General features: G+C 69.3%; 15 protein-coding genes. 7 read left to right on the top strand and 8 right to left on the bottom strand.

What is annotated here, in order from left to right:
• Positions 1-356: 356 nt before the first annotated feature.
• Positions 357-998 carry a DNA-3-methyladenine glycosylase gene (locus tag ACWDEW_RS43195; protein WP_450520975.1) on the bottom strand — a complete coding sequence of 214 codons (642 nt, stop codon included), beginning with the start codon at positions 996-998 and terminating at the stop codon, positions 357-359.
• Positions 999-1,135: 137 nt separating this feature from the next.
• Between ACWDEW_RS43195 and ACWDEW_RS43190 the strand changes: the two genes are divergently transcribed.
• The 3 genes from ACWDEW_RS43190 to ACWDEW_RS43180 all read left to right on the top strand — a co-directional run bounded on the left by ACWDEW_RS43190 (position 1,136) and on the right by ACWDEW_RS43180 (position 3,150).
• Positions 1,136-1,918, top strand: coding sequence for a sporulation protein (locus ACWDEW_RS43190; RefSeq protein ID WP_450520973.1), 783 nt, complete (start codon positions 1,136-1,138; stop codon positions 1,916-1,918).
• A 40-nt stretch (positions 1,919-1,958) separates the two neighbouring features.
• Positions 1,959-2,498, top strand: a complete 540-nt coding sequence (locus ACWDEW_RS43185) for a YbhB/YbcL family Raf kinase inhibitor-like protein (RefSeq protein ID WP_450520972.1) — start codon at positions 1,959-1,961, stop codon at positions 2,496-2,498.
• Between the two features lie 145 nt (positions 2,499-2,643).
• Positions 2,644-3,150, top strand: a complete 507-nt coding sequence (locus ACWDEW_RS43180) for an HNH endonuclease (RefSeq protein ID WP_450520970.1) — start codon at positions 2,644-2,646, stop codon at positions 3,148-3,150.
• A gap of 70 nt (positions 3,151-3,220) precedes the next feature.
• Here the strand turns inward: ACWDEW_RS43180 and ACWDEW_RS43175 are convergent, their stop codons facing one another.
• The 3 genes from ACWDEW_RS43175 to ACWDEW_RS43165 form a co-directional block, all read right to left on the bottom strand.
• Entirely contained in the window at positions 3,221-4,180 is a 960-nt protein-coding gene (locus ACWDEW_RS43175; RefSeq protein ID WP_019060707.1) for an SPFH domain-containing protein, read from the bottom strand.
• A 130-nt stretch (positions 4,181-4,310) separates the two neighbouring features.
• Positions 4,311-4,745: an NfeD family protein gene (locus ACWDEW_RS43170; protein ID WP_450520968.1), complete on the bottom strand. Its 435-nt coding sequence runs from the start codon at positions 4,743-4,745 to the stop codon at positions 4,311-4,313.
• An 80-nt stretch (positions 4,746-4,825) separates the two neighbouring features.
• Complete coding sequence (locus ACWDEW_RS43165; RefSeq protein ID WP_200711677.1) at positions 4,826-5,617, bottom strand: ABC transporter ATP-binding protein; 792 nt, start codon at positions 5,615-5,617, stop codon at positions 4,826-4,828.
• Positions 5,618-5,749: 132 nt separating this feature from the next.
• On the opposite strand from ACWDEW_RS43165, the gene ACWDEW_RS43160 reads away from it, so the two are divergent.
• Entirely contained in the window at positions 5,750-6,538 is a 789-nt protein-coding gene (locus ACWDEW_RS43160) for a hypothetical protein (RefSeq protein ID WP_450520966.1), read from the top strand.
• Between the two features lie 228 nt (positions 6,539-6,766).
• Here ACWDEW_RS43160 and ACWDEW_RS43155 read toward each other — a convergent pair whose 3' ends face one another.
• From ACWDEW_RS43155 to ACWDEW_RS43140, 4 genes are all read right to left on the bottom strand, one after another.
• On the bottom strand, positions 6,767-7,006 hold the full coding sequence (locus ACWDEW_RS43155) for a chaplin family protein (protein ID WP_019067389.1): 240 nt from the start codon (positions 7,004-7,006) through the stop codon (positions 6,767-6,769).
• Positions 7,007-7,220: 214 nt separating this feature from the next.
• Positions 7,221-7,460 (bottom strand): chaplin, encoded by a 240-nt coding sequence (locus ACWDEW_RS43150; RefSeq protein WP_019067390.1) that lies wholly within the window; start codon positions 7,458-7,460, stop codon positions 7,221-7,223.
• A gap of 168 nt (positions 7,461-7,628) precedes the next feature.
• On the bottom strand, positions 7,629-8,270 hold the full coding sequence (locus tag ACWDEW_RS43145; protein ID WP_450520964.1) for a response regulator: 642 nt from the start codon (positions 8,268-8,270) through the stop codon (positions 7,629-7,631).
• On the bottom strand, positions 8,263-9,408 hold the full coding sequence (locus tag ACWDEW_RS43140; protein WP_450520962.1) for a GAF domain-containing sensor histidine kinase: 1,146 nt from the start codon (positions 9,406-9,408) through the stop codon (positions 8,263-8,265). Before ACWDEW_RS43140 ends, ACWDEW_RS43145 begins: the two co-directional genes overlap by 8 nt.
• 184 nt (positions 9,409-9,592) lie before the next feature.
• Here ACWDEW_RS43140 and ACWDEW_RS43135 point away from each other — a divergent pair, with 184 nt between their 5' ends.
• The 3 genes from ACWDEW_RS43135 (at position 9,593) to ACWDEW_RS43125 (ending at position 12,451) form a co-directional block, all read left to right on the top strand.
• Positions 9,593-10,288: an SDR family NAD(P)-dependent oxidoreductase gene (locus tag ACWDEW_RS43135; protein ID WP_450520960.1), complete on the top strand. Its 696-nt coding sequence runs from the start codon at positions 9,593-9,595 to the stop codon at positions 10,286-10,288.
• Positions 10,285-11,370 (top strand): S-adenosylmethionine:tRNA ribosyltransferase-isomerase, encoded by a 1,086-nt coding sequence (locus ACWDEW_RS43130; protein WP_450520958.1) that lies wholly within the window; start codon positions 10,285-10,287, stop codon positions 11,368-11,370. The genes ACWDEW_RS43135 and ACWDEW_RS43130 overlap by 4 nt, the downstream gene beginning before the upstream one ends.
• A 298-nt stretch (positions 11,371-11,668) precedes the next feature.
• On the top strand, positions 11,669-12,451 hold the full coding sequence (locus ACWDEW_RS43125; protein WP_450520956.1) for a transglycosylase SLT domain-containing protein: 783 nt from the start codon (positions 11,669-11,671) through the stop codon (positions 12,449-12,451).
• Positions 12,452-12,568: the final 117 nt, after the last annotated feature.

Below are 12,568 nucleotides of genomic sequence, written 5' to 3'. Positions count from 1 at the left end.
CTCAAGGAACGGACGCTTCCTTTGTACTCACCCTCTCGGGCTTTCCTCCGGGCTTTTCCCTTCGGTCTTGCGTTTCCGACTCTATCAGACCGTTTCCGGTCCCGATTCCCTGTCGGTTGGGATTGTCAAACGCTTTGGGCTTTCGCCTGTCGGCCTTTCGACATTCACTACGTTAGCCGATTCCCTCGCCAGCTCATAATCGAGTTCCGCAAGTTCGAATTCAGGCATGCGGGCATGCTGAACGCGCCCCTGCTGAGAGGGAGTCGTAGGTAGTGGGTTGGCCGCTTCCGGCTGCAGGCGAATGCCGTACCCGGGTCAAGCGGCTCGGGCTACATTACGCACCCCGCCACGGCGCGTCAACTTGACCGACGCCTTGGCGTATGGGCCCGATAGGGGCTCACCGTAGGGTCGTTGGTGATCCAGAATCGCCAGGGGTGAACCGCCCCGTCGCCCGAGACTCCGGTGCGCGGACCGTTGCTTACCTGATGGGAAGCCACGGATGTACCGGCCAGCATCCTCAGGGGGGTGTCGCCCGTGGTGCACGCGTCCGTGCCGTCCAGGGAGCGGTCGACGTCCAGGGCGGTGGCCAGGCGTGCGGGGCCTTTGGCCAGTTCTTTGTCATTTCGGGCCGAGAGTCGACGTTTGCGGGCCAGTTCGGCACCCTCGACGATCTCGCCGGCGCGGAGCAGGACGGCCCTCGCCGTGCCCTCGGGGCCGCACACCAGGTTCATGCAGTGCCACATGCCGTAGGTGAAGTAGACGTACACGTACCCGGGTGGACCGAACATCACGCCGTTGCGCGCGGTCGGGCCGCGATAGGCGTGGGAGCCGGGGTCGTTTCCGCCGTCGTAGGCCTCGACCTCTGTGATGCGCAGGGTTATCGGACCATCAGGGGTCGTACGGACGAGGAGGCGGCCCAGGAGGTCGGGGGCGACCTCCAGTACAGGGCGGTCGAAGAACTCTCTGGGGAGTGGCTTACGGTCCGGGGGCGCGATCATGGCGTCCGAGCGTAGTCCAGACGCGCTTGTGCCAAGGGGTGGTCAAGGTTCGGTCCGCTTGCCAGGGTGTGGCGCGGAACCGGTCGCGGTCGGATCGCGTTTGTAGGGATCAAGGGTCCATTCGTAAAGGGAGAGTCATGGCGTTCAAGAAGCTGCTCGCGAGCCTGGGGGCCGGCGGGGCTTCGGTGGAGACGGTGCTGACCGAGGTCAACGTCGTTCCTGGTGGTGTGGTCCAGGGCGAGGTGCGGATCCAGGGCGGGTCCGTCAACCAGGAGATCCAGGGGCTCTCGGTCGGGCTGCAGGCCAAGGTCGAGGTCGAGAGCGGCGACCAGGAGTACAAGCAGGACATCGAGTTCACGAAGGTGCGCCTCGGCGGTGCCTTCGAGCTGCAGGCGGGGACCGCGCACAACGTGCCGTTCGGGCTTGAGATCCCCTGGGAGACGCCGGTCACGATGATCGACGGTCAGGCGCTGCGCGGGATGCACATCGGGGTGAGCACCGAGCTGGCGATCGCGCGGGCCGTGGACTCCAGCGACCTGGACCCGGTCAACGTGCACCCGTTGCCCGCGCAGAAGGCGATTCTGGACGCCTTCATCCAGCTGGGCTTCCGTTTCAAGAACGCGGACATGGAGCGCGGTCACATCCGGGGGACGCGGCAGAAGCTGCCGTTCTACCAGGAGATCGAGTTCTACCCGCCGTCGCAGTACCGGGGTCTGAACCAGGTCGAGTTGAGTTTCGTCGCCGATGAGAACGCGATGGACGTCATCCTGGAGATGGACAAGAAGCCGGGACTGTTCAGCGAGGGCAGTGACACCTTCCGCTCCTTCCAGGTCGGCCAGCACGACTTCCACGGGACGGACTGGGCGGCGTACCTCAATCAGTGGCTGTCCGAGGTCGGCAGCAAGCGCAACTGGTTCTAGGCTCGGTGTCCACTGAAGAAACCGATCAGGAGGTACCGAGGTGACCGAGCTCAAGCGGCGACCCCTCCCCCATGACTTCCACCCGCCCGTGCCGTCGTTCACGGTGACGAGTGAGGACGTCGAGCCGGGGGCGACGCTCAAGGACGCTCAGGTCTACGCGGCCGGCAACACCTCGCCGCAGCTGCGGTGGGAGGGCTTCCCGCCCGAGACCAAGAGTTTCGCCGTGACCTGCTACGACCCGGACGCCCCTACGGGAAGCGGGTTCTGGCACTGGGTGCTGTTCGACATCCCGGCCTCGGTGACCGAGCTGCCTGCGGGTGCGGGCAGCGGCAAGTTCGAGGGGCTGCCGGAGGGCGCCGTACAGGTGCGGAACGACTACGGGTCGAAGGACTTCGGTGGCGCCGCGCCTCCGCCCGGGGACGGGTCGCACCGTTATGTGTTCACGGTGTACGCCGTGGACTCGGAGAAGCTGGGTCCGGACTCGGACGTTTCTCCGGCGGTCGTCGGTTTCAACCTGCGGTTTCACGCGCTGGCACGTGCCCAGCTGATCGGTGAGTACGAAGCGCCGACGGAAGACTGACGTTCATTGAACGTTTGCCCGCCTCTGGTCTTGGAATTGATCAGAGGCGGGCATTTTTTATTGCGTTGTCCATCTCGGCGTGCCCGGCCAGAGTTGATCCAAGCCCGCCACCCGGTGGGCCGGTTGCACATGGGAGGTGGGCTGGATGCGGGACACGCTGGTGCTGAACGCGAGCTTCGAGCCGCTGTCGACGGTGTCGTTGAATCGAGCCGTCGTTCTGGTGCTGCAGGACAAGGCTGTCGTCGAGCAGGCCCACCCCGAACTGCGTATGCGCGGAGCCGAGGTCGACATACCGGCGCCCCGGGTGATCCGACTGTGCAGGTACGTCAGGGTGCCGTTCCGAAGACAAGCCCCGTGGTCGAGGCGGGGTGTGCTGGTCCGGGACCGGCACCGGTGCGCGTACTGCGGCAGGCGGGCGACGACGGTGGACCACGTGGTGCCGAGGGCGCAGGGTGGTCAGGACTCCTGGCTGAACACGGTGGCCTCGTGCGCGGAGGACAACCACCGCAAGGCGGCCCGGACTCCGGAGCAGGCGGGGATGCCGCTGCTGCGGCGGCCGTTCGAGCCGACGCCGGCGGACGCGATGCTGCTGGCGCTGGGAACCGAGAACTTCGATGCCCTGCCGCAGTGGCTGGTGCAGCCGGCCGCGTAGGGCACGTGAACAGAACTGGGGCCCATCTCCTGCGGGAGGTGGGCCCCAGTGTCGTGGAGGAGAAAGCCCGTCAGTCGATGGACGGCTTCTCTCGGCGTTCCGAATTCCCGTCCGAGTTGCCGGAGTTGCCTCCGCCGCCTCCCGAACCGCCGCCGAACGGGCCCATGTTGCCCATCGCGCCGGAGAGGCCCTTGAGGGCGTCGCCGATCTCGCTGGGGACGATCCAGAGCTTGTTGGCGTCGCCTTCGGCGATCTTCGGGAGCATCTGGAGGTACTGGTAGCTGAGGAGCTTCTGGTCGGCGTCTCCGGCATGGATGGCCTCGAAGACCGTACGGACGGCCTGGGCCTCGCCCTCGGCGCGCAGGGCGGCTGCCTTGGCCTCACCTTCGGCGCGCAGGATCTGGGACTGCTTCTCGCCCTCCGCGGTGAGGATGGCCGCCTGGCGCGTGCCTTCCGCGGTGAGGATCGCGGCGCGCTTGTCACGGTCGGCGCGCATCTGCTTCTCCATCGAGTCCTGGATGGAGGTGGGGGGCTCAATCGCCTTGAGTTCGACGCGGTTTACCCGGATGCCCCACTTGCCCGTCGCCTCGTCGAGGACTCCACGCAGGGCCGCGTTGATCTCCTCGCGGGAGGTCAGGGTCCGCTCCAGGTCCATGCCGCCGATGATGTTGCGGAGCGTGGTGACCGTGAGCTGCTCGATTGCCTGGATGTAGCTGGCCACTTCGTAGGTCGCGGCCCGCGCGTCCGTCACCTGGTAGTAGATGACCGTGTCGATGTTGACGACCAGGTTGTCCTGGGTGATCACCGGCTGCGGCGGGAACGGTACGACCTGTTCGCGCAGGTCGATGCGGTTACGGATCGTGTCTATGAACGGGACGACGATGTTGAGTCCCGCGTTGAGTGTCCGTGTGTAGCGGCCGAACCGCTCCACGATCGCGGCACTTGCCTGCGGGATGACCTGGATCGTCTTGATCAAAGCGATGAAGACCAACACCACCAGGATGATCAAGACGATGATGACCGGTTCCATCGTGCTCCCCGTACCCTTCTCCGCCTCGGCGCTTTCGGAAGATCTTATGGTTGTTGAAGATCTTGCTGGTCGAGTCTGTCAGACCGTCACGCAACTCGTGTGCTGTTCGGTTCAGTTGAGTCCTGCGAGGTCAGATGACGATCGCGGTGGCTCCCTCGATCTCCACGACGTCCACCTCCTGGCCCGGTTCGTAGGCACGGTCGGTGTCGAGAGCGCGGGCCGACCAGATCTCGCCGGCCAGCTTGATCCGGCCGCCGCCCGAGCCGTCCACGCGCTCCAGGACGACGGCCTGTTTGCCCTTCAACGCGTCCACGCCCGTGGCCAGTTGGGGCCGGGTCGAGCGGTGCCGGTTCGCGATGGGCCGTACGACCGCGATGAGGGCGACCGAGACGGCCACGAAGACGAGGACCTGCACGACCACGTCCCCGCCGATCCCGGCGGTGACCGCTGCGGCGACGGCGCCCATGGCGAACATGCCGAACTCGGGCATCGCGGTCACCACGAGCGGGATTCCGAGTGCCGCCGCGCCGACGAGCCACCACACCCATGCGCCGATGTCGTTCACAAGGTCATGGTATGGCGGCGGGCCGGGTCGCGGACAGGGCGCATATGCCCGTACGACCCGTAATTTTCAGGGGAGTTCGGTCAGGACATGGGGAGACCGTGTGCCGTCCAGCGGTCGCCGACCTGCTCGACGATCAGCGGGAGGCCGAAGCAGAGGGAGAGGTTGCGCGCGGTGAGTTCGAGCTCCAGCGGGCCCGCGGCGAGGACCTTGCCCTGACGGATCATCAGGACGTGGGTGAAGCCGGGGGCGATCTCCTCGACGTGATGGGTGACCATGATCATGGAGGGGGCGATCGGGTCGCGGGCGAGGCGGCCGAGCCGGCGTACGAGGTCCTCGCGACCACCGAGGTCGAGGCCGGCGGCGGGCTCGTCGAGGAGGAGCAGCTCGGGGTCGGTCATCAGGGCGCGGGCGATGAGGGTGCGCTTGCGCTCGCCCTCGGAGAGGGTGCCGAAGCGGCGGTCCAGGTAGTCGCTCATGCCGAGGCGGTCGAGGAAGGCGCGGGCGCGCTGCTCGTCGACGTCCTCGTAGTCCTCGTGCCAGCCGGCGGTCATGCCGTAGGCGGCGGTCAGCACGGTCTGCAGGACGGTCTGGCGCTTGGGGAGCTTCTCGGCCATGGCGATACCGGCGACGCCGATGCGGGGGCGCAGTTCGAAGACGTCGACCTTGCCGAGGGTCTCGCCGAGGATGGTGGCGGTGCCGCTGCTGGGGAACAGGTAGCTGGACGCGACGTTCAGGAGAGTGGTCTTGCCGGCGCCGTTCGGGCCGAGGATGACCCAGCGCTCGCCCTCCTTGACCGACCAGGAGACCTGGTCCACCAGAGCCCGGCCCTCCCGGACCACGGTTACGTCCTCCAGCTCCAGAACATCGCTCATGAGCGCGCTGTCTCCCATTGCATCGTCGGCCTGTCTCGGCTGTCGCGTGCGCCGGTAGGCGCAGCCCTCGAAGAAATCTACGCCACCGGCCGGGCGGTCCATCCCATCGGTCCGGTCCTTAGGGTGGGGGGCATGCTTTCGGAACCACGATCAGGACGCCTCGCCGCCTGGGGAAACGCCCTTTTGGCCGGGCTTGTCTCACCGGACGACGCCGTACTCGCCATCGTGGGCGAGGACGCCGTGCACCGGGTGGAAGGGCTGCCGGGCGAGTCGGCGCCCGTCGGACTCACACTCGCGCTGGGACGGCTGCGCACCCTCGGGGTGACCGGGCTGCGCCTGGCGCTGCCCACCTCGGGACACCCGCTGGGGCTGAGCGGCCCGCCCGCGTTCAACGCGCGGGCCCTGGAGGCCGAGGAGGCGGTGATCTGCTACGGCGCCGCGCTCGGCCTCGTTCCCGAGGTGTACGAGGCCGGTCCCGCCGGCGATGTCCATGTCGAGGTCGTCTGGCACTGCCTGCCGGTGCGGGAGGCACCGCCCGCCGACGTGCCTTCCCTCGGGGAGGCCGAGCGGGAGCTCGCGGAGGCGCTGCGGGATGCGACGGCGGTGTTGTCGCGGCTTGACGTGGCCGGGTCGGGGCCGGTCGCGGAGGCGGCGCTCGACGCGTATCGCGCGCGGGCCGAGCGGGGGCGGGAGGTGCTGGCGCCGGGGTATCCGCCGCGCGCGGTGCGGGTGTTGGAGCTGGCGCAGCGGGTGGGGCTGCTGGTGTCCCTGGCCGCGGAGAGCGGGCACGGAGGTGCGGTGAGCGCGTCCGAGATGGCGGTGCGGGCGGAGGCGTTGCGGCCGGTGGAGCGGACGGCTCGGCGGGCGCAGGTCGCGGCGTACAACTCCGTTGTGGAGGAGCGGGAGAAGGGGGTGCGGTGAGCGTCGGTCTGTTTGGTGACCGGTGTTGATGTGGGCGTCTCCGGGGGCTGACGCCCCCAGGCCCCCGGTCGGCCCTGAAGGGGCCTCGTCCTCAGACGCCGGACGGGCTGATTGTGCGGGCCTGCGTTGAAAGGCGCCGGACGCGCTGATCGGTGCTGAACCATGCTGACAGAAAAGGCCCCGTGAGTCGTCGTTGACTCTCGGGGCCCTTCCTTACAGCTGTGGGCGTCAGCCGTTGATGCCCTTGTTGCCGAACGTGGGGTTCAGCAGGCCGATGACGTTGACGCTGTCGCCGACGACGTTGACGGGGACGTGGACCGGGACCTGGACGACGTTGCCGGAACCGACACCCGGCGACTTCACGGCCGCGCCGTCGGCACCCGCGTCGGCGACAGCGGCACCGGCGGAGGCGCCAGCGGCGATACCGGCGACGGTGAGGGCCACGGCGGCCTTCTTGGCGATGTTCATGGGAAGCGTTCCTCCTGCGATTGCGTGACCGACCCGGCCGCGGGTCGTGCGCTGATCAACGCAGGGAGTACCGGAAACGGCACGGGAATGCGCGTTTGACTGCCCGTTCGGATCATTGGCGCGACAAGCCGACCTGATGACCAGGTGACGAGCAGACCGGCCTCCCAGGGAGCGCCCTGGGAGGCCGGAGGTCACTGTCGCGGAGCGACGTGCGTCAGTGGTTGACGCCCAGGTTGCCGAAGGCGGGGTTCAGGACGCCGATGACGTTGACGCTGTTGCCGACCGCGTTCACCGGGACGTGCACCGGGACCTGGACGACGTTGCCCGAGCCGACGCCGGGCGAACCGACGGCCTGGCCGTTCGCCAGGCCGTCGGCGGAGGCCAGCCCGGCACCGGCGGCTACCAGCCCGCCGGCCACCATCGTCACGGCCGCTGCCTTCTTCAGGTTCTTCACTTCTGAGCCCTCCTAGCGATCACCGCGGCAGGCGCCGCGGCACGCATTGGAGAACGGCGGAGATCCACGAAGGATGCGCCATCCGGGGGACATTCCCACGACGGTATGAATCTCGGTCCGGAAGGGGACGTTCCGTGTTGCCGTCACGCCCCGCCCACCTCGCCGGACCTACCTCGTCAGTCCGTGGCGTACCGCGAACAGGGCTGCCTGGGTGCGGTCCGCCAGGTCGAGCTTCATCAGGATGTTCGAGACGTGGGTCTTGACCGTCTTCTCGGAGAGCACCAGGGCGCGGGCTATCTCGCGGTTGGAGCGGCCGTCCGCGATCAGGCCGAGCACCTCGCGCTCCCGCTCCGTGAGCGAACCTCCTCTCCCCTGCCCGGAGTTGGACTCCTCCTGGGACAACAGGACGCCGGCGACCTCGGGTTGGAGCAGGATGTGGCCGGCGTGGACGGAGCGGATGGCGCCGGCCAGGGCGTCCGGGTCCACGTCCTTGTAGACGTAACCGGCGGCGCCCGCGCGCAGGGCCGGGATCACCGTGCGCTGCTCGGTGAAGCTGGTGACGATCAGCACGCGCGTGGGGTGGTCGAGTTCGCGGAGTCTGCGCAGCGCGTCGATGCCGTCCATGCCCGGCATCTTGACGTCCATGAGGACGACGTCGGGCTTCAACTCCTCGGTGCGGGCGACCCCTTCGGCGCCGTCGGCCGCCTCGCCGACGACCTCGATGTCGTCCTGCACCTCCAGGAACGTGCGCAGGCCCCGGCGGACGACCTGGTGGTCGTCGACGATCAGCACCTTGATTGCGTCAGCCACCGGGGACCTCCATCTCGATCGTGGTGCCCTTTCCGGGCGCCGATTCCACGGTGAGCGTGCCGCCGACGCCGTTGGTCCGGTCCCGCATGGAGACCAGGCCGAGATGGCGTCCCGCGCGGCGGATCGACTGGGGTTCGAAGCCGCTGCCGTCGTCGGTGATCCGCAGGACCGCGCCGCAGCCGTGCCGCTCCAGGGTCACGGCGACGTGCTCCGCGCCGGAGTGCCGCAGCGCGTTGTGCAGGGCCTCCTGGGCGACGCGCAGCATGGCCTCCTCCTGGGCGGCGGGCAGGGCGCGGAAGCCGCGGCCGGTGAAGGTCACGCGTGCGGTGTGGGCGCGGTCGAGGACCTGGATCTGGGTGCGCAGGGTGGCGCTCAGTCCGTCCTCGTCGAGGGCTGCGGGGCGCAACTCGACGACCGCGGCGCGCAGTTCGTCGGCGGCCTCGGCGGCGAGCGCGGCCACCTGCTGGAGTTCGCCCTTGGCGCGGGAGGGGTCTCGGTCCACGAGGGTGGCGGCGGCCTGTGCGGTGAGGCGGAGGGAGAACAGCTTCTGGGCCACCGCGTCGTGCAGTTCGTGGGCGAGCCGGGAGCGCTCCTCGGCGATGGTCAGCTCGCGGCTGCGCTCGTAGAGGCGGGCATTGGTGAGGGCGATGGCCGCGTGCTGGGCGAGGATCGAGAGCAGTTCCTCGTCCTCCTCGGTGAAGCCGCAACCGCCGTCCCTCTTGGGGCAGTTCTTGTTGGCCAGGAAGAGGGCGCCGATGACCTCGTCGTCGTCGCGGATGGGCAGGCCCAGGAAGTCGGACATGTCGGGGTGGGCCGCGGGCCAGCCCTCGAAGCGCGGGTCCTTGCGCACGTCCGCGAGGCGTTCGGCCTTCGCCTCGTGCAGCATCGCGGCGAGGATGCCGTGCTGGCGCGGGAGCGGGCCGATGGCCTTCCACTGGGCGTCGCTGACGCCGTCGACCACGAACTGGGCGAAGCCTCCGTGGTCGTCGGGGACGCCGAGGGCGGCGTACTGGGCGTCGAGCAGCTCGCGGGCCGAGGCGACGATCGTCTTGAGGACGTCGCGCACCTCCAGGTGCCTGCTCATGGCCAGCAGTGCGGAGCTCACCGCCGCGAGGCCGGACCGTGGACCTTGACTCATGCCCTCACGGTACCGGCGGGGTGTGACACCGCGGATCGGGCTGGTGACGGCCCTCGTCTGGTCCGGAAGGCCTAGGGCGAAGGGCCCCGGTGGACTGCGGCCGGCGTCCGACGCGGTGGAGGCGGTCCCGTTCCTACGTTGGGGGCACGCCGACGGAGGCGTAGTGGACGAGGGGACGTGTGTCATGTCGGTAGCGATCATCACGGGGGCGTCGAAGGGGCTGGGGCGGGCGCTCGCCGAGGCGCTGGCCGCGCGGGGCTGGGACCTGGTGCTCGACGCCAGGAGCGAGGCGGTGCTCGGGGAGGCGGCGGTGGCCGTCGCCGCGTACGGCACGCGCGTGGAGGCCGTCGCGGGGGATGTCACGGACGCCGGGCACCGCGCGGAGCTGGTGGCCGCGGCGGGCAAGCTGGGCGGCGTCGATCTGGTGGTGAGCAACGCGAGCGCGCTGGGTGCCGAACCGCTCGTACGGCTCGACGAGCTGCCCCTGCACGGGCTGCGGCGGGCGCTGGAGGTCAACGTGGTGGCTGCCCTCGGGCTGGTCCAGGAGGCGCTGCCGCTGCTGCGGGCCTCTCGGGCCGGTGCGGTGGTCGCGGTCAGTTCGGACGCGGCGGCCGAGGCGTACGAGACGTGGGGCGGCTACGGGGCGTCCAAGGCGGCCCTCGACCAGCTCGCGGCGGTGCTCGGCGCGGAGGAGCCCGGGCTGCGGGTGTGGGCGGTCGACCCCGGGGACATGGGCACGGACCTGTACGCGGCGGCCGTACCGGACGACGTCGATCCACGGCCGGAGCCGGCTTCTGTGGTGCCGGCCTTCCTGCGGCTGCTGGACGAGCGTCCGGCGAGCGGACGCTACGGAGCCCCGGCCCTGCTGGAGGAACGATGACGGTGGCGGTCCGGGTGCCGGAGGAGCTGTCCGCGCGCGTGCCGGCCGAGCAACGCGGGCCCGGGCTCGACCGGGATGCCGTACGGCTGCTGGTGTCGCGGGGTACCGAGGTGTCGCATCACGGGTTCGGGGAGTTGCCGCGGCTGCTGCGGGCCGGGGATCTGCTGGTCGTGAACACGTCGCCGACGCTGGCCGCCGCGGTGGACGGGTGGATCGGGCACGCGCGCGTGGTGGTGCATTTCTCGACGCGGGGCGACGACGGGCGGTGGGCGGTCGAGCTGCGGGAGCCGGACGGGAAGGGCACCTCACGCGCGCGTGCGGGCGGCCCGGCAGGGACGGCGGTGCGGCTGCCCGGGGACACGCGGCTGACCCTGGAGGAGCCGCTGAGCGCGCGGGGCGAGCGGTTGTGGTGGGCGCGGGTGTCGGGTTCGGGGGTGGTCGGGCTGTTGCGTGAGCACGGGCGGCCCATTCGCTACTCCTACACGGAGCGGGATCAGCCGTTGTCCGTCTACCAGACGGTGTTCTCCTTGCCGGCCGAGGACGGGACGGGCAGTGCGGAGATGCCGAGTGCCGCGCGGCCCTTCACCGCGCGGATGGTGGCGGAGCTGGTGAGCCGGGGCGTGCAGTTCGCGCCGATCACTTTGCACACGGGGGTGGCGTCGGCCGAGGTGCACGAGCCGCCGTATCCGGAGCGGTTCGCGGTGTCGGAGGCGTCAGCCCGGTTGATCAACGCGGTCAGGGCGGGAGATGGGCGGGTGATCGCGGTGGGGACCACCGCGGTGCGGGCCGTCGAGTCCGCCGCCGGCGGTGACGGGGTCGTACGCGCGCGTGCGGGGTGGACGGATCTCGTCGTCACCCCGGGGCGGGGGGTGCGGGTGGTGGACGGGCTGCTGACGGGGCTGCACGAGCCGGAGGCCTCGCATCTGCTGATGCTGGAGGCGGTCGCCGGGCGGGCCGCTGTCGACCGCAGTTATGAAGAGGCGCTGCGCGGGCTCTACCTGTGGCACGAGTTCGGGGACGTGCACCTCATCCTCCCGGAGGAGGATCCTCACACAGTGCGTTGCGAGAGCAACTGCGAGTGAGGTTGCCGCGTCGCCGGTGTGAGCCCGCACATAGGGCGCAGATCACGTACTAGGACACATAGGAGATAAACCCGACCCGCCTGAGCGGGACAGACGGTCCCGTCTGTCCCGTTTTGCCCTTCCCTGGTCCACTATCGAGGATCGTACGTCACACCTTTGCCACAGGTTTTTGCGACCGCTAAGAATTGCAGCCGTCGCTCAGCGCCGCGGATCCCGTCCGCGGCGTTTGTGCCGGAAGCACCCGCGTCCCCGCCGGACGAAGAGCGACCTCCGCGCCATTCGAAGAGGTCCATCCGCCATGCCCAAGAACATGAACACTCCTGGTCATAGTCGCCTGACCAAGCTGAACAAGCTGACGAAGCAGCACAGGCTCGCGCTCGCCGGTGTCGCCACGCTCGGCGCCGCCGCCCTCGCCTTCTCGGCGGTGCCCGGCGACGCGGGGACGACCGTCAGCGACGCCGCGCCCTCGGCGAAGGTGGCGTACAGCACGGAGCCCATCAAGGGCGTCAAGGCCAGCGTCACCGACCAGCTCGCCGGCGCCAGCCTCAAGACCGAGGCGATCCAGGCGAAGGCCGACGCGAAGGCGAAGGCAGAGAAGGCCAGGGCGGACGCCGCGAAGGCCAAGGCGGACGCCGCCGCGAGGAAGAAGGCCGCCGAAGCCGCCGCCAAGAAGAAGGCGGAGGCCGCACGGAAGGCCAAGAAGGCCGCGAGCCGCTCCAGCCAGCGCGTCAAGCTCCAGCCCGTCGCCGCGACGACCTACGCCAACAACCTCAACGGCTGGATCAACCACGCCCTGGCGATCATGAAGCAGAAGGGCATCCCGGGCTCGTACTACGGCCTGTACAAGAACATCATGCGGGAGTCCTCGGGCAACCCGAGCGCCGTCAACGGCTGGGACGTCAACGCGGTCAACGGCACGCCGTCGATCGGTCTGCTCCAGGTCATCCAGCCGACGTTCAACGCGTACCACGTCTCCGGTACCTCGACGAACATCTACGACCCGGTCGCCAACATCACCGCCGCGGCCAACTACGCCGCCGCGCGGTACGGCTCGATCGACAACGTCAACAGCGCGTACTGAGGCCTCCGGCGGACCTCTGGGCCTCGGTATCGACGCCGAAGGGCGGCACCCGTGTGAGGGGTGCCGCCCTTCGGCGTCCGCTTTTCAAACTCGCATGAGTTTGCTTTCCAGACTCAC

Source organism: Streptomyces sp. NPDC001100 (genome assembly GCF_053598575.1).
The sequence above is the reverse complement of the archived record's forward strand: the minus strand, read 5'-3'. Positions and strand labels throughout refer to the sequence as shown.